16 protein-coding genes are annotated in these 18,158 nt (G+C 32.1%); 12 read left to right on the top strand and 4 right to left on the bottom strand.

The window, feature by feature from the left end; genetic code table 11:
• The first annotated feature begins 35 nt into the window (after positions 1–35).
• Complete coding sequence (locus MHI13_RS16175) at positions 36–683, top strand: metal-dependent transcriptional regulator (protein WP_064210411.1); 648 nt, start codon at positions 36–38, stop codon at positions 681–683.
• A 52-nt stretch (positions 684–735) separates the two neighbouring features.
• On the opposite strand, the gene MHI13_RS16170 is transcribed toward MHI13_RS16175, so the two are convergent.
• On the bottom strand, positions 736–1,482 hold the full coding sequence (locus MHI13_RS16170) for a M50 family metallopeptidase (protein WP_064210412.1): 747 nt from the start codon (positions 1,480–1,482) through the stop codon (positions 736–738).
• A gap of 228 nt (positions 1,483–1,710) precedes the next feature.
• On the opposite strand from MHI13_RS16170, the gene tarA reads away from it, so the two are divergent.
• Entirely contained in the window at positions 1,711–2,472 is a 762-nt protein-coding gene (gene tarA, locus MHI13_RS16165; protein WP_064210413.1) for an N-acetylglucosaminyldiphosphoundecaprenol N-acetyl-beta-D-mannosaminyltransferase TarA, read from the top strand.
• 444 nt (positions 2,473–2,916) lie between these two features.
• Here tarA and MHI13_RS16160 read toward each other — a convergent pair whose 3' ends face one another.
• The 3 genes from MHI13_RS16160 to tagH form a co-directional block, all read right to left on the bottom strand.
• Positions 2,917–3,942, bottom strand: coding sequence for an NAD-dependent formate dehydrogenase (locus tag MHI13_RS16160; RefSeq protein WP_064210414.1), 1,026 nt, complete (start codon positions 3,940–3,942; stop codon positions 2,917–2,919).
• Positions 3,943–4,159: 217 nt separating this feature from the next.
• Complete coding sequence (locus tag MHI13_RS16155; RefSeq protein ID WP_030059007.1) at positions 4,160–4,519, bottom strand: DUF2294 domain-containing protein; 360 nt, start codon at positions 4,517–4,519, stop codon at positions 4,160–4,162.
• Between the two features lie 204 nt (positions 4,520–4,723).
• Positions 4,724–5,518 (bottom strand): teichoic acids export ABC transporter ATP-binding subunit TagH, encoded by a 795-nt coding sequence (gene tagH / locus MHI13_RS16150; protein WP_002433506.1) that lies wholly within the window; start codon positions 5,516–5,518, stop codon positions 4,724–4,726.
• A 324-nt stretch (positions 5,519–5,842) separates the two neighbouring features.
• Here tagH and tagG point away from each other — a divergent pair, with 324 nt between their 5' ends.
• The 10 genes from tagG (at position 5,843) to MHI13_RS16100 (ending at position 17,927) form a co-directional block, all read left to right on the top strand.
• On the top strand, positions 5,843–6,655 hold the full coding sequence (tagG, locus tag MHI13_RS16145; RefSeq protein ID WP_340761534.1) for a teichoic acids export ABC transporter permease subunit TagG: 813 nt from the start codon (positions 5,843–5,845) through the stop codon (positions 6,653–6,655).
• Between the two features lie 170 nt (positions 6,656–6,825).
• Complete coding sequence (gene tarB, locus MHI13_RS16140) at positions 6,826–7,920, top strand: teichoic acid glycerol-phosphate primase TarB (RefSeq protein ID WP_058121970.1); 1,095 nt, start codon at positions 6,826–6,828, stop codon at positions 7,918–7,920.
• On the top strand, positions 7,917–8,984 hold the full coding sequence (locus tag MHI13_RS16135; RefSeq protein WP_064210415.1) for a glycosyltransferase family 2 protein: 1,068 nt from the start codon (positions 7,917–7,919) through the stop codon (positions 8,982–8,984). Before tarB ends, MHI13_RS16135 begins: the two co-directional genes overlap by 4 nt.
• A 133-nt stretch (positions 8,985–9,117) precedes the next feature.
• The gene (tagD, locus tag MHI13_RS16130; RefSeq protein WP_037548261.1) at positions 9,118–9,516 is read left to right on the top strand and encodes a glycerol-3-phosphate cytidylyltransferase; all 399 of its coding nucleotides are present in this window, start codon (positions 9,118–9,120) and stop codon (positions 9,514–9,516) included.
• A gap of 355 nt (positions 9,517–9,871) precedes the next feature.
• A complete protein-coding gene (locus MHI13_RS16125; RefSeq protein ID WP_002469828.1) occupies positions 9,872–11,599 on the top strand; it encodes an ABC transporter ATP-binding protein in 1,728 nt (575 codons plus the stop codon).
• Between the two features lie 299 nt (positions 11,600–11,898).
• The gene (locus MHI13_RS16120; RefSeq protein ID WP_002433332.1) at positions 11,899–13,128 is read left to right on the top strand and encodes a NupC/NupG family nucleoside CNT transporter; all 1,230 of its coding nucleotides are present in this window, start codon (positions 11,899–11,901) and stop codon (positions 13,126–13,128) included.
• 874 nt (positions 13,129–14,002) lie between these two features.
• Positions 14,003–14,836: a YitT family protein gene (locus MHI13_RS16115; protein WP_002433225.1), complete on the top strand. Its 834-nt coding sequence runs from the start codon at positions 14,003–14,005 to the stop codon at positions 14,834–14,836.
• Between the two features lie 248 nt (positions 14,837–15,084).
• A complete protein-coding gene (locus MHI13_RS16110) occupies positions 15,085–15,882 on the top strand; it encodes an ABC transporter ATP-binding protein (RefSeq protein WP_002433244.1) in 798 nt (265 codons plus the stop codon).
• 27 nt (positions 15,883–15,909) lie between these two features.
• Positions 15,910–16,914 carry a FecCD family ABC transporter permease gene (locus tag MHI13_RS16105; RefSeq protein ID WP_037548271.1) on the top strand — a complete coding sequence of 335 codons (1,005 nt, stop codon included), beginning with the start codon at positions 15,910–15,912 and terminating at the stop codon, positions 16,912–16,914.
• Positions 16,911–17,927, top strand: coding sequence for a FecCD family ABC transporter permease (locus MHI13_RS16100; protein WP_064210417.1), 1,017 nt, complete (start codon positions 16,911–16,913; stop codon positions 17,925–17,927). The genes MHI13_RS16105 and MHI13_RS16100 overlap by 4 nt, the downstream gene beginning before the upstream one ends.
• Positions 17,928–18,158: the final 231 nt, after the last annotated feature.

Here is an 18,158-nt window from a genome sequence, read left to right as displayed (position 1 = left end):
TGATACAATAAGGTGAATGCGTGTGAGGTGAAATGATGTTAACTGAAGAAAAAGAGGATTACTTAAAAGCAATTTTAACGAATGACGGCGATGTATCCTTTGTATCTAATAAACAACTATCTCAATTTCTAAATATTAAACCCCCATCTGTCAGTGAAATGATAGGACGCTTGGAAAAGGAAGGTTATGTAGAAACTAAACATTATAAAGGTGCACGTTTAACTAAAGAAGGTTTAGACCGAACACTTGATATTATTAAACGTCATCGTTTACTAGAATTATTTTTAATAGAAATATTGCAATACAATTGGGAAGAGGTGCATCAAGAGGCAGAAATTCTTGAACACCGAATTTCTGATTTGTTTGTGGAACGCTTAGATAAAACGTTAAATTTTCCTAAAACATGTCCTCATGGTGGCGTGATTCCACGTGACCATCATTATAAAGAACTCTATACAACGTCTATCTTAGAATTCGAACCTGATGACAATGTTATAGTCAGAAGAGTGCGCGATAAGACAGACTTACTTGTATACCTTTCAAGTAAAGATATCTATATCGGCAATACGGTAGAAATCGTTTCGAAAGATGATACTAATAAAGTAATTATTATTAAACGAAATGAAAATGTAACTATTTTAAGTTATGAAAATGCAATGAATATTTTTGCCGAAAAACAATAAAAGCTTAAGTTCTTAATGAGCGTTCTTTGAATCATTAAGAGCTTAAGCTTTTTTATAAAATCGTGTATTTAATGAGTAAATAGATCGTATAGAGGTTGAAGGCAATCCATATCGTACTATAAATGATTGTAGGTACTTTAGTGATATCAGTTAAAGCACTGCCGTCCCAACTTGGCTTAGGTCGTTGGAAGGTAAGATTGAATATTGTCCATGAAGATTGAATAATTTCACCTAGTAAAACGCCTAAAATAAGATGATAACTTAAAGAGACGATGTCATACACCATCATTGTATGGTTATGCTGGACTAAAAAGTATAAGAGTATACTGATTAACAGAATGACAATAATAGGTGATAGTTTTCGAGAGGTTAATATTAAAAAATAAATAAAAATCAAGAGATACGCGATTAGAAAAATACTTGGATGTTCAAAATGCGCAGCCACTAATCCAATTAAAAACATGATGGGTGGCATTAAGTAACCCCCAATTGTGGTTATGAATTGACCCAAATAACTTTTAGATTGAGTGATAGCATAGCCTTGTTGTAATGTTGTTTGTCTTTCAGTGGGACTTGTAACGATAACTAGATCTTTAGCTCGTCCACCTGCAAGACGATTAAATAATACATGACCAAACTCATGAGTTAAAACTGGTATATAGTTCAAATAGACATCTAGAAATCGAATGATACCGTTATGTCTGTTTTGATGAATAAAGATATATATTATTCCAATGGCAATGATGAGATAAATATTTAAATGAATAACTGTTGTGAAAAAGTTCTCTAGATAGGACATGATTAACCTCGAATAAATAAATTTAAATATGTTCATTTATTTAATATTATAAATGAAAAAGCAGGAATTAGCCTTTAGACTTTAGATGTAATTTAAGGATTAAAGATTTCTTGTTTAATTTTGGATGTGATAAAATAGACGGTACATTTTTAAGCATAGTACTATTAATACTTCTATATTTAATTTTAATTAATAAATGACTACACGAAGTGAAGTGGGGCAAATTTGATGAATAACGAGCAATTTAATAACAGTAAAGTCAACGTGCTGGGCGTAAAATTCAATAATACTACGATGTTGGAAATGATTGAGAATATCAAATCATTTTTCGAAAATAAAATTGAAAGTAATTTATTTATAGTAACGGCTAATCCTGAAATTGTTGTTTATGCAACTGAACATCCTTCGTATATGGATTTAATTAATAGTTCGGATTATGTTGTAGCTGATGGAACTGGAGTGGTTAAAGCATCAAAGCGATTAAATCAACCTCTGAGACGTCGAGTACCAGGGATTGAGTTGCTTGAAGAATGTTTGAAAATAGCTCATGCAAATCATCAGCGTGTGTATTTACTTGGTTCAAAAAATGAAATTATCGAAGCGGCTGAACGTAAATTACACTTAAAATATTCTAATGTGACTTTCGCTTACCATCATGGATATATTAATCTAGAGGATGAAACGGTGGTCAAAAGAATAACTAGTTTTAATCCTGACTACATTTTTGTTGGAATGGGATTCCCGAAACAAGAGGAATGGATTCATAAACATAATTCCAAATTTAATCAAACTGTTATGATGGGCGTAGGTGGCTCATTTGAAGTTTTAAGTGGGGCGAAAAAGCGTGCCCCAAAATTGTTTCAAAAGCTGAATATTGAATGGGTATATCGTTTGCTTATAGATTGGAAGCGTATAGGCAGAATGATAAATATTCCTAAATTTATGATAAAAGTAGCTAAGCAAAAAAGAAAAAACAAAACTGATAAATAAGATAAAGCGAGAGATGGTTCAGGGAGGCCACCTCTCGCTTTCTATTTGAACAGGGATAACAATAATTTTAGGGATTTAACAACTCAATTATTTCTCAGGGGAAGGGGTAGAAAATAATTGAGATTATTTAATTTAATTCTGTAATATCAAGGGTAAGAAAAAGCTCTTTCAATGTCTTTTGTAAGCGAACAGGGATCTTACATGGCTGAAAACATTTTTGATTTTGGGAAAGGTATAACGTTGATTAACTCGCCACAAGACATCTACTAAAGCTATCAAAGAGTACATGTACGCTATTAAGTCCAGAATGGCGCTTTTCATAGCGAAGTCTCTTTAAGTTATATCATCGTTCATTAAACTATACTTAGGGTTGTCATGATTTAAATAGTTGAGTGATTTGAATAAAAGTAATTTCAAAATCTAATTAAACGTATTAAAGTGCTATTATTTAGCAGTATAGCTTGAGCTTGAGATTTTTCCGCTTGAAACGATAACATCTTTATCTTGGAAAGGTTCATTATTAAAGAAACGATTTAGAATATCTTTGACACCATCTTCAATACGTTTTTGAGATTCTAAAGTCATACCTGAATAATGAATAGTCATACCATTTCTAGGCATCGTTCTCCAAGGATGGTCAGCTGGTGCTGGTTGTGGGTACCATACGTCGCCGGCATAACCTTGAATTTGACCACTATTAACAGCGTTGACTAATGCTTGAGTGTTGACGATTTTACCACGAGCTGTATTAACTAAATAACTACCTTTTTTCATTTTATTTAATACATCTTCATTAAATAAATTATCAGTAGAAGGTGTTAATGGTGCATGAATCGTAATTGCATCACTTGTTTTCACAAGTTCTTCGAATTCAACGAAGCTGGAGTTTTCGTTATCTTTTTGATTGATTGGATCATAGTGTTGAATAGTTACGTTAAATGGTTTTAAGCGTTCAGCAACTAATTGACCAATACGACCGAAACCAAAGATACCGATTGTTTTGTTTTGAAGTTCGCGAGCTTGGTTACCGACTTTAGATAAGTCCCATTCTCCTTCAACTGATTGACGGTGTCCTTCCATAAAGTTACGTAATACAATAAGTAAGTCCATTACGGCATGTTCAGCTACACTTACAGTATTACTACCTGTTACTTCTACTACACCGACATCATTTTTACTTGCTGCATCTAAATCAACATGATCAGAACCAACACCTGCAGTGATTGCTAATTTTAAGTTTGGTGCTTTCTCGATTCTTTCTTTAGTCATATAAGCAGGATAGAATGGTGCACTAATTACAATATCCATATCGCTTAAGTGTTTATCTAAGTCATCTTCACCATTTTTTAAGATAACTAATTCATGGTCTGAATCTTTTAAGAAATCTCTAAGACCGATGGCTTTATCTGTATTTAATAATTGATTGTCTAAACCTTCTTCAGTTTCTGGGAATAATGCTACAATTTTCATACTCTATACACTCCTAAATTTAGAATTTTATCTAGTAAAAGTTCTAGCTATTCTATGATGAGAGCACTTATAACGTTTATAAAAAAATACTCAGCCTATTTGTCTAAACCACCTCCTTAAATGTATGAATTCTCATAAGCATTTAAAATGTAAGTGGGTTAGCAAACAGCACTGAGTACCTTACACCAATCCCATAGTATTGTTACTATATTATTTGTTATTCAATTGATTTATCAAAAACGAAGATTGAAACAACTTCGTCGTCTTCTAAATTAACATCTGTAAAAAGTTTTACGAAATTTGCTCCAACAAGTTCCTCCATTTCAACTGGAGGTTTTTGTTTATATAATTCTTTAATTTCTTCAGTACGTCCATATTTAAGCATACTCTGAAAATCTTTATTTCTCAAATAAAAGTTTTCAACTTTACTTAAACTACCTGTCATATGACAAATTGCCCAGTTATCTTTAAAAAAGACTTTAACTTGTTCGGGGCCTTTACCAATATATGATTTACGGTAAGAACGTACTAAATTCGCAAATTGTTGGGTTTTCTTATTAGCTACTATCTCTTTCACCCTCTTTAATTTACGTTTCAGTTGTGACAACTTTGTGTATCTCTTAATTCCATCATAATACTACTTCTACTTTTTGAAAAGGGTTAAGCTCAAATTAATTGAAAATAATTATCATATGAGAGTTGCAATGTTTTAAATCTTTAATTTAAAAGCACATAAAAACTGTCAACAACGTTTATTGTGACAGTTTAGTATGATATTTGCTTATTTAATAACAAAACGTGATTCATCTAATTCGCTTCTAAAGGCTTTTTGTTGTGCTTTAGATTTCTTCTTGAAGTCCTTTAAGAATTCTTCGTATTTTGGTAATACATCATCAAGTTCACCAAATTCTTTTAATTTGCCACCTTCAATCCAAGCAATTTTTGTACAGAATTCTCTGACTTGGCGGAGATTATGGCTAACAAAGAAAATAGTTTTTTTCGCTTCTTTAAATTCATAAATTTTATCTAAACATTTTTGAGTAAATGTTTGATCTCCTACAGAAAGCGCTTCGTCAATAACCAAAATATCTGGATTAACAGTTACATTAATTGAAAATCCTAACTTAGCACGCATACCACTGGAATATTTTTTTACTGGTTGATAGATGAATTCACCTAATTCACTAAAATCAATAATTTTAGGCATTAACTCTTTGATTTCTTTACGTTTAAACCCCATACACAACATTTTAAATTCAATGTTTTCTACTCCTGTTAGTTGACCGTTTAAACCTGCATTAATTGCAATTACACTGACATCACCATGTCGTTCAATTTCTCCAGAGGAAGGGGAAAGTGAGCCGCCTATCATGTTACTTAAGGTAGACTTTCCGGAACCGTTAATTCCTACTAGACCTATGACGTCGCCTTCATGTGCTGTAAGTGAAACACCATCTAAAGCGAAAAATGTTTTATTTTTATTTTTAGGGATTAAAGCATCTTTAATTCGATCTTTATTATTTCTATATATACGGTATTCTTTAGTTACATTTTCAATATTTACCGAAACGCTCATTTTAGTACCTTCCTTATATACATTTATATAGATTATAATATACAACACATCAGTTGTTAAATTTATTAACCTAGTGTAAAGTGAATAGAAGATTTTGTTAAAATTATTAAATGTGAAAATACTATCTTTGTCATACTTCACATAAAAGTTAAATATTATCATTACTGTTTTTAACGATAATGATTGTATAATATAATATGCTTGTAATAAACAATAAGCTATTATTCTGAATAAAGTGATTACAAAACATAAGTTTAAAAGACTATTTAATAAAGTTTTACAATAGATAGATTTCTATTGCATGAGAAAGCGTGGTTGGGTTTAATGTCAGCAGTTGGAACTGTTTTAAAGGAACACCTCAAAAACTTCTATTTAATTCAAAGACTGGCACAATTTCAAATTAAAATCTCAAATCACAGTAACTATTTAGGAATGGCATGGGAAATTTTAAACCCAGCGCTACAAATTATGGTTTACTGGCTAGTTTTTGGTTTAGGAATTAGAAGTAACGCACCAATACATGGTATCCCATTTGTATTTTGGTTGCTAGTGGGAATTAGTATGTGGTTTTTCATTAACCAAGGTGTTCTTGAAGGTGCCAAATCAATTTCACAAAAATTTAATCAAGTTGCTAAAATGAATTTTCCATTATCTATTATTCCCACGTACATTGTAACTAGCAGATTTTACGGTCATTTAGGATTGTTAGCAATTATTATCATCGCATGTATGTTTAAAGGAATTATACCGAGTATTCATATTGTTCAATTATTAATTTATGTACCTTTTGCATTTTTATTAACTTCATCCGTAGCCTTGTTAACGTCAACGCTAGGAATACTTGTAAGGGATACACAAATGATAATGCAAGCACTCATGAGAATATTATTCTATATGTCTCCAATTTTATGGGTACCTAAAAATCATGGTGTGAGTGGTGTTATACATCAAATTATGATGTTCAACCCAGTTTATTTTATTGCCGAATCATATCGTGCGGCAATTTTATTCCATCAATGGTACTTTATCGATCATTGGAAATTGATGTTATATAACATTTGTATTATTATTTTGTTCTTTGTTATTGGCTCTATTCTTCATAAACGTTATAGAGATCATTTTGCTGATTTCTTATAAAGATTTATACCTTGCCTTGATCCACTGTGGATCAAGGTTTTATTTTTGAAAAATAAAATCACACACTACAACTTTTTAATGAGCATCAAAGATACTATTATCATTTTCTAAGGAAGAAAGAATCGTTTATAATTTAATAATACGATTGAGTAAATAAAGACGGTGAAAACATGAGAATTCTAATAAAAAAAATATATATGTTTATAATTAAGGTGTTAAATTATCTATTTAAACCTAAGAAAATCAACCGAAATCATATAGTCGTTATGATGACCTTTAAACAAGATGTGTTTCCAATAATTGAAGCATTAAGTCAACAGAAGTACGATATTACAGTTATTGGAAAAATGAAGGATCAAGCGCATTTAAAAAACTTGAAAAATATAACATTCATACCTGCAGGAAATAAAAATGTGATTAGCCATATTAAGGCATTAAGCTCAGCTAAAGTCATTATTATTGACACGTATTATCTTATGATGGGCGGATATCATAAAAAGAAAGGACAAGCTGTCATTCAAACTTGGCATGCAGCGGGAGCGCTCAAAGATTTCGGTTTGACTGACCATCAGGTGGACATGAATAATCAAACAATGGTTAAACAATATAAGCGTGTTTACGATGCAACAGACTATTATTTAATAGGTGGAGAAGAGATGGCTCAGTGCTTTAAGGAATCATTTGAAGCACGTCCTGATCAAATGTTAAAGTTTGGACTTCCTAGATTAGTAAAATATTTAAATATGGATATAGAAGAAGCACAACGTAGTTTGAAAGCGAAGTATCATATTAAAGATAAATTAGCGGTATATGTGCCAACGTATAGGGAATCTAAAATTGCAAATAGGACTATAAATAAAGAGAAGTTTGAACAAAACCTACCTAATTATACGTTATTAAGCCATTTGCACCCTTCGATTAGAGATAGACAATCATCACAAGATATTGATATATCTTCTTTAATGATTATGGCAGACGTCATTATTAGTGATTATAGTTCGCTACCAATTGAAGCAAGTTTGCTCAATAAACCTACCTTATTCTATAACTATGATGAGAAAGAATATGAAAATGTTAGAGGATTGAATTCATTTTATTATGAGATTCCAAATGACTACAAATTTACTGATGAAAATAGTTTAATTCAAGCACTTAAAGAGAATGATGTACCACTACAATCATTATTTAATACTTGGCATCGATATAATACGAAAGAAAGTTTAAACGAGTTAGTCAATTTTATAAATAAGTTGGTGAAATTATGAAATTAGCAATAATTATTCCGGTATATAATGCTGAAGATACTATAAAACGAGCAATCCTTTCGGTGGATAGTAAGTCAGATTATGAAATTATCTGCGTAAATGATGGTTCGACCGATAATACAAAACGCGTGCTTACAGAACTTCAGAAAGAACACAAAAATATTAAAGTGATTAATCAAGATAATCAAGGTGCAGCACGTAGTAGAAACGTTGGATTAGAGGCAATGTCAGATGACGTTGAAGGATTTCTATTTTTAGATGCTGATGACGAGTTCTTACCTAGTAGAATTGATTTAATGGTTGAAGCATTTCAAAAAAATGAAGAGACTGATGTAGTTATAGGACAAATGGGCAGAGGTATCAATGGTGATTGGAAAGTGATTCCGACACATGATGATATTGTATTGGATGAGTTAGTCACGCTTGATCGCAAGCCTGAAATTTTACAGTCGATAGGTCCTGGCGCCAAATTATTTAGTGCCAAATATGCAGGATTACGTTTTGATGAGGATGTCGTATTCTGTGAAGAACACACGTTTATTGTGAGAGCATTTTCTAAAGCAAGAGATATTCAACTTATACCAAATATTGTTTATGGATATAATGAAAGAGAAGGGTCAGTTACAGCTCAACGTGCTGATACATTTCTCCCTTATATGAAGGACGCTTTAAAAGTGCGTCGAAGTGTCATGGAGTTATTGTTACTCATTGAGGAAAAGACATACTACAGTTATCGTATGGATAATCTTATCGTAAGTTATTTAATACAAGCGCATTTAATGAAGAATAGTCAAATGACTCAATCGTTCATGGATAGTGTTACGACTTATATCAAAGCTATGCAACATACCCATTACTCAGGGAATGCAATGTTTAGAATTGTAAGAGCTGTTGAGCAAAGTGCAACAAATTGGACGAAAACGTTATATCAACAATGGAGAAAGACATTACAAGGTGTTGGTATAGGTCGACCTGGTTATTTACGTTTTAAAGTTTCAGTACTTCCTAGACGTGCATCATTTTCAGGGAAGCAATCATTAAAACGCATGTTAAATAAGAAATAATGCAATAAGAAAATTTGTAAATTTGTATTAAATCATCCTTATCTTATATTGAATTAATGGTAAGGGTGAAATATTTATGCTACATTAAGATTGTAAATTTTTATTAAATTTTAAGTTAAGGAGAATACGTATCATGAAACGAGTAATTACTTATGGTACATATGATTTACTACATTATGGTCATATCGAATTACTGAGAAGAGCACGTGAAATGGGCGATTATCTTATCGTGGCGCTCTCTACAGATGAATTCAACCAAATAAAAAATAAAAAGTCGTACTATGATTATGAGCAACGTAAAATGATGTTAGAGTCTATTCGTTATGTAGATTTAGTAATCCCTGAAGAAGGATGGGGCCAAAAAGAAAAAGATGTTGATCGTTTTGAAGTTGATGTCTTTGTTATGGGTCACGATTGGGAAGGCGAATTTGATTTCTTGAAAGATAAATGCGAAGTGATTTATCTAAATCGTACAGAAGGTATCTCAACAACTAAGATTAAAAAAGAATTATATGGAAAAGATGCTAAATAACTATAAAACTATTTACATGCGTGCTACTAAGAGTAGCACGCATATTTTGTGTATAAGAATTAAATGATTATTGCGTAAAATTATAGGCGTGGACCTTCGTCAGCTGAACTAAAAGGTGTTATAATACTTAATGCGAAGTACAAAGTTATAATGAACGTAAATAGCTTAAGATAAAGGGAATTTTTAAGAATTATTTTACAGGACTTGTTAATCTTTTTTATTTATTATATTTAATAATGTAAAATCATTTTTGTAATTTAAAAGATTGTAAAGTGTATTATTATTTGGGGTAGAAATGGATTTATAGTATGATTGAGCAAAATGAAAATATGACAATTTAAGACGAGGTAAAATTATGAAACAACAAAACCCTTTATTTTTCTTATTTAAGAGGCTTTCATGGCCATATGGGTTAATCATTGCAGCGGTTATTATTACTTCGTTAGGAAGTTTGAGTGGGCTATTAGTGCCATTATTTACAGGACGAATTGTAGATAAATTCTCTGTAAGTAGTATTAATTGGGGCATGATAGGAATTTTTGGCGCAATTTTCTTAGTTAACGCGTTACTAAGTGGTGTAGGACTTTATTTACTTAGTAAAATTGGTGAGAAAATTATTTATGCCATTCGTTCTATATTATGGGAACATATCATCCAATTAAAAATGCCGTTCTTTGATAAAAACGAAAGTGGTCAGTTAATGAGTCGTCTTACTGATGACACAAAGGTTATTAATGAATTTATATCTCAAAAATTGCCTAATTTATTACCATCAGTATTAACTTTAATAGGTTCTTTAATAATGTTATTTATAATGGATTGGAAATTAACATTACTTACATTTATTACGATACCTATATTTGTTTTTATCATGATTCCACTAGGTCGAGTAATGCAAAAGATTTCTACAAATACGCAATCTGAAATCGCTAATTTTAGTGGTTTACTCGGTCGTGTGCTTACGGAAATGAGATTGGTTAAGGTTTCTAATACTGAAAGATTAGAGCTAGACAATGCACATGTTAATTTGAAAAAGATTTACAATCTTGGCTTAAAGCAGGCTAAAATTTCAGCCATTGTGCAACCAATTTCAGGTGTAGTTATGTTACTTACAATTGCGATTATTTTAGGCTTCGGTGCCCTAGAAATTGGTACAGGTGCTATTACGCCAGGTACATTAATCGCTATGATTTTCTATGTTATTCAACTTTCAATGCCTTTAATTAATTTATCTACGTTGGTGACTGATTATAAAAGAGCTGTCGGTGCAAGTCAGCGTATACATGAAATCATGCAAGAACCAATTGAACCAACTGAAGCTTTATCTGAATCTAAAGATGAAATCGTTGAAGATGGAGAGCTAAGCTTTGAAAATGTGGATTTCAAATATGATGTTAAGAAAATCTTGAACGATGTTACGTTTAATATACCTCAAGGCAAAGTAAGTGCCTTTGTGGGACCTTCAGGTTCAGGTAAAAGTACAATTTTCAATTTAATTGAACGTATGTATGATATTGAAAATGGAGACATTAAATATAATCATCGCAGTATATATGATATCCCATTGTCTAAATGGCGTAATAAGATTGGTTACGTTATGCAATCTAACTCAATGATGAGTGGTTCAATTCGAGATAACATATTATATGGTATCAATAGGAAAGTAACAGATGATGAATTAATTGAATATGCTAAACTTGCAAATTGTCATGAATTCATCATGCAATTTGATGAAGGCTATGACACTATGGTTGGTGAAAGAGGCCTTAAATTATCTGGTGGTCAACGTCAACGTATTGATATTGCGAGAAGCTTTGTTAAGAACCCAGATATTTTACTATTAGATGAGGCTACTGCCAATTTAGATAGTGAAAGTGAAGTTAAAATTCAAGAAGCGCTTGAGACATTAATGGAAGGTAGAACAACAGTAGTCATTGCTCATCGACTTTCTACTATTAAAAAAGCAGGACAAATTATCTTTATTGATAAAGGTCAAGTCACTGGTAAAGGTACTCATGGTGAATTAATGGCATCTCATGAAAAATATAAAAACTTTGTCACATCTCAAAAATTATCAGACTAAGTTATAGCACGTTCCACTATAATGTGGGGCGTGTTTTTTAATCTCCTCCTAAATATTGTGAAATATTCGTAAAACCATTATTTTAACCTAAATTTACAAGTGGTATAATGTCTCTTGTAAGAAGTGGAACGTTAGATATACATAATGTTATAAAGTACGGGTTATGATCGGATTTAAGCGATTTAAATGATATAAAGTTCAAATCTAGAAGCCCTTCTTGTAGAGTTTTGTAGTCTTACTACTATTTATATTGGATGTTTAAATAATTTTATGAAAATACATGAATAGGTAGGTGCCAAATGTTTTTACTAATTAATATCATTGGGTTAATCGTATTTTTGGGTATAGCGGTTATATTTTCAAGGAATCGTAAAAATATTCAATGGAAATCGATACTGATTTTAGTCATCTTGAATTTGTTTTTAGCATGGTTCTTTATTTATTTTCCATGGGGAAGAAATGGAGTCAAAGGTGCGGCAAATGGGATAGCATGGGTGATAGAATCTGCGCACAAAGGAACTGGATTCGCGTTCGCTAGTTTCACTACTGGAAAGCAGATGGATATGGCTATTAGCGCGTTATTTCCTATCTTATTAGTTGTACCGTTATTTGATATTTTGATGTACTTTAATATACTTCCAAAAATTATTGGAGGTATTGGTTGGTTACTTGCTAAGATTACTCGTCAACCAAAATTTGAATCATTCTTTGGTGTGGAAATGATGTTCTTAGGAAATACTGAAGCCTTAGCAGTTTCCAATGAACAACTGAAACGCATGAATGAAATGCGTGTATTAACTTTGGCTATGATGTCGATGAGTTCCGTTTCAGGGGCTATTGTTGGTGCTTATGTTCAAATGATACCTGGCGAGCTCGTTTTGACAGCTATTCCTCTAAACATAATTAACGCGATTATCGTGTCATCTATACTGAATCCAGTATCTGTAGAGGAAAAAGAAGACGTTATTTATAGCATAAAAGATCATCAAGAAGAGCGCCAACCATTCTTCTCTTTCTTAGGAGATTCAGTTTTAGCAGCTGGTAAGCTAGTGCTTATTATCATCGCATTTGTGATTAGTTTCGTAGCGTTAGCTGATTTAATTGATCGCTTTATTCATCTAATCACTGGGTTAATTGCCCATGGTTTTGGTTGGAAAGGTAGCTTTGGATTAAATCAAATTTTAGGTGTATTTATGTATCCATTCGCTTTATTACTTGGATTGCCTTGGAATGAAGCGTGGGAAGTTGCTCAACAAATGGCTAAAAAAATTGTTACTAACGAATTTGTAGTAATGGGTGAAGTTTCTAAGCAAGTCAATTCACTTTCACCACACCATAGAGCAGTGATTTCAACATTCTTAGTATCATTTGCTAACTTCTCAACTATAGGTATGATTGTAGGTACATTAAAAGGAATTGTTGATAAGAAAACATCAGATTTTGTATCCAAATACGTACCAATGATGTTATTGGCAGGTATTTTAGTATCATTACTAACTGCAGCATTTGTTGGATTATTTGCATGGTAATTAAATTTAAGAATTTAATTTTTCTAAGCGTCTGGGACATGATTCCCTAAAAGAGTAGCAGTAAAATGATTTCTAATTAAAATCATTTTACTGCTACTTTTATATTCATTACTTCGTATTGTATGGTTTCGCGTTCCTAGGGTGCCCGTCCCAGTTTTGGTCTTGGACTGGGACTGCTCCTTCAGGAATCTCGTCAAAGATACTACATATTACCATGTAATTTCACATCGATATACTATAAAATATAAGGCACTTTCCTATCATTGAATAAAATTCACTAAACTGAATTACCGAGATGCCTTATGAATAAAAAATTATAATAAGACTCAATTTACACGACTAATAAAAACTTCAGTTCTTATCTCCCTAAATCATATTTCGCAACATGTTAGAGAAATTGTTGGAAAAATCCTTTTTATTATTTAATAGGAGGCTGAAAAGCTCTTTGAAATGATAAAAACCAAGTATAGAAAGTGAGGAGACACTTCTTATACTTGGCTTTTATGGGAAATGAATATTAATGTACTTGTAACGGTAAGGACTAGGTACTGTCACAGTACTTCGAGCAAAATTTGTTTTGTTACTATAAACAACACAAAGGAGATAACTTCTCTTTCAAGAAGTTAAAATAATTATAGCAGAACTTATGTCATAAGTAAATTAAAAATTCAGAATATTTTAATTTGTTCGTCGATTGGTGTTTTATGAATAAGCGAATGCTAGTTGAGAAAGAAATAACAGTAAAAATATAATTTTTTACATTATTTAATCAATGACTTTGTTAAATATAAAAGATTTTGTTGAAGTAGTGTTGTAGAATATTACACGCTTGTGCTACCATTTTTATATTAAGAGAAAATAAAGGGGTGGTTGAATGAAAAGAACAATCAGAGATATATTATTAGTTATTGCTGGTTCATTCATTTTCTCAGCAGGAGTTAATGCTTTTATTATTTCTGGTAACTTAGGTGAGGGAGGAGTTACCGGTATAGCAATTGTATTATATTACGCATTTCATTTATCACCTGCAATTACAAACTTTGTGGTTAATGCTGTATTAATCATCATTGGCTATAAGTTTTTAAGTAAACGTAGTATGTATTTAACAGTTGTGGCAACTATTTTAATGTCTATCTTTTTAGATCTAACTGAGTCATGGCACGTGCATACAGGTAATGTGATTGTTAACGCAGTTTTTGGTGGTACGTGTGTCGGTGTGGGTATCGGAGTCATAGTATTAGCTGGAGGTACGACTGCTGGCACTGTCATATTAGCTAGAATCGTAAATAAATATTTAGATATCAGTACACCATATGCTTTGCTTTTCTTCGATTTACTTGTGGTATTAATTTCTTTAACTCAAATTTCATTAGATAAGGCTTTAGTAACTATTATTTCTTTATATATAGGTACGAAAGTCATGGAATATGTGATCGAGGGTTTAAATACAAAGAAAGCAATGACTATTATTTCGAGTACGCCCGATGAGGTAGCTAAAGCCATTGATGAACAAGTTGGTAGAGGTTTAACAATACTCAATGGTCATGGGTATTATACACGTGAAGAAAAAGACGTGTTATATGTAGTTATCTCTAAAACTCAGGTCTCACGTGCTAAACGTATTATTAGAAATATTGATGAAAAAGCATTTTTAGTTATTCATGATGTAAGAGATGTGTATGGTAATGGTTTCTTACTAGATGAATAGTATTAAATTATTTAGTGAAAAAGCGGGACAGAAAGATTTTCTGTCCCGCTTTTCGTCGTTACTTTGCAAAATAAATGATTTAACCGATTAATAAAAATATCTGTTAGTCATTAAAAGCTATAGATGTTATAATAATATCTATGATAATGATTATCAATTACGATTAATAATGAAATAATAAGCACGAAAAAATAAATTCAATGTTTTTACGATATAAAATGTATTATTTAGATGAAAGTAGGGGAATTATGAGTCGTTTAAACGGTGAACAAGTTAAAATTGGTTACGGTGATACTACGATTATTAATAATTTAGACGTAGAGGTCCCAGATGGTAAAGTGACTTCTATAATTGGACCTAATGGTTGTGGCAAATCTACATTGCTTAAAGCGTTATCACGCTTGTTGTCTATTAAAGAAGGTGCAATTCATTTAGATGGTAAAAGTATCCATGCTCAATCAACTAAAGAAATTGCTAAGAAGATTGCGATACTTCCGCAATCACCTGAAGTTGCTGACGGTTTAACGGTAGGTGAACTCGTATCATATGGACGTTTTCCGCATCAGAAGGGCTTTGGCCGTTTAACAGCAGAAGATAAAAAAGAAATTGATTGGGCATTATCAGTTACTGGTACTAGTGAATTCCGTCATCGTTCAATCAATGATTTAAGTGGTGGGCAAAGACAGCGTGTTTGGATTGCAATGGCATTAGCACAACGTACGGATATTATATTCTTAGATGAACCTACAACTTATTTAGATATTTGTCATCAATTAGAAATACTAGAACTTGTACAGAAATTAAATAAAGAACAAGGTTGTACGATTGTTATGGTATTGCATGATATTAACCAAGCTATTCGCTTCTCGGATCATTTAATTGCTATGAAAGATGGCAATATTGTAGCAAATGGTACAACTCAAGAAGTACTTACTAAAGATAATTTAGAAAAAGTATTCAATATCGATGTGGTATTAGATGAAGATCCTCGTACTGGTAAACCTCTACTTGTTACTTATGATTTGTTTAGTAAGACTTACTCGTAAAAGAGAAGACAAAGGATTAAAAATACAATGTTAGAAAAAAAGAAAAATGAAAACTTTAAGTTTATATCGCTTTTAATAGGTGGAGTAATAGTGCTAATACTAGCACTATTTCTTTCTATTTTATTTGGGAAAGCACATGTTGATATTCCTACCATATTTGATGCAATTTTCAATTATAATCCTAAAAATCAAAATCATAATATCATAAGTGAAATTAGAATACCTAGAGATTTAGGTGCAATTCTTGTAGGAATGGCTTTAGCTGTAGCTGGTGCTGTTATTCAAGGTGTAACTAAGAATGGGCTTGCTGATCCAAGTTTAATTGGACTAAACTCAGGTGCAACGTTTGGTTTGGCAATGACCTATGCTTTTTATCCTGAGGCACCATTTTTATTATTAATGATATCTGGATTTTTAGGTGCACTTTTAGGTGGCTTCATCGTGTTAATGATTGGGCGGTCTAGGCGTGATGGATTTAATCCTATGCGTATTATCTTAGCTGGTGCAGCTATAAGTGCGTTATTAACTGCACTAAGTCAAGGTGTCGCTCTTATATTTAGGTTAAATCAATCTCTAACTTTTTGGAGTGCTGGAGGAATATCAGGTACAACATGGGGACAACTTATATGGAGTGGCCCAATAATTATCGTTACGCTAATTATTATTTTAGTTATTAGCAAGCAACTTACTATTTTGAATTTAGGTGAATCACTTGCTAAGGGATTAGGCCAAAATGTCTCTATGATTCGCGGACTAAGCTTAGTTTTATCAATGATACTCGCTGGCGTTGCTGTGGCAATGGTTGGACAAATTGCTTTTGTAGGCTTAATGGTACCTCACATTGTTCGCTTTATTATAGGTACAGATTATTCAAAAGTGATCCCACTGACTGCAATATTTGGTGGTGTATTAGTATTAGTTGCTGACATGATTGCAAGACTACTAGGCGAAGCCCCGGTAGGAGCAATTATTTCGTTTATTGGCGTACCTTACTTTTTATACCTTGTTAAAAAAGGAGGACGTTCAATATGATTGATCCGAATTTAAGACGTAAACAAATCATTACTTTTATCGTATTTGCCATATTACTATTTGCAGCATGTACTTGGAGTATTGCTTCAGGGGAATATAAAATACCTGTGCCAAATTTCTTTAAAACTCTAATTGGTCAGGGTGATGATACGGACTCGCTTATTTTAATAGATTTCCGACTTCCTCGCATGTTGATTACAATTTTAGCAGGTGCAGCGCTAAGTATGAGTGGTGCCGTTGTTCAAAGTGTTACTAAAAATCCTATAGCAGAACCTGGTATTTTAGGAATTAATGCAGGCGGGGGCTTTGCGATAGCATTATTTGTAGCAATTGGACAAGTTAAACCGGATAATTTCGTTTATGTTTTACCTATAATTAGTTTAGTTGGTGGTATCGCTACAGCTTTAGTTATATTTATTTTTAGTGTAAATAAATATAGTGGGTTAACTCCTGCCAGCATGGTATTAATAGGTGTAGGTATGCAAACGGCATTATATGGAGGCTCTATTACCCTGATGTCAAAGTTTGATGAAGATCAATCAGAATTTATGGCAACTTGGTTTGCTGGTAATATTTGGGGAGATGATTGGACATTTGTTCTTGCAATTATTCCTTGGATGATTATTATCGTGCCATATCTGTTATTTAAATCAAATGAATTAAATATTATTAATACACATGAACATGTTGCTAAGGGGTTAGGCGTTAAAGTTGAACGTGAAAGAATAGTGTTATTTTTTATAGCAGTTATTTTATCTTCAGTCGCTGTTGCGGTTGCTGGTGCAATTTCATTTATTGGTTTGATGGGGCCACATATAGCCAAACGTATAGTGGGTCCTAGACATCAACTTTTTTTACCAATTGCCATATTAGTTGGTGCATTTTTACTTGTTTTTTCCGATACTTTAGGAAAGGTTATTCTCCAACCGTCTGGCGTTCCTGCAGGTATAGTAGTTGCTATTATAGGGGCACCCTACTTCTTATACCTAATGTATAGAACAAAAAGTGTATAGATTAGTTAAGTGATAGGTAAATTATTAAATTTGAATATCGAGCGTATTTATATTTCTTAAAATAACGCATAATATAAAGCTTTTAAATGGATGAATTTTAGAGTGAACATTCATTTAAAGGCTTTTTTAATATATAAGTATGAATCCTCTTATTAATTAGTAAACATGATTTGTGAACATTTTATTGAAGACACACTTAATATTAGCGATTGTCTATAAAGCTGTTTTATA

It is taken from the genome of Staphylococcus sp. FSL K6-0223 (assembly GCF_038008285.1).
The sequence above is the reverse complement of the archived record's forward strand: the minus strand, read 5'-3'. Positions and strand labels throughout refer to the sequence as shown.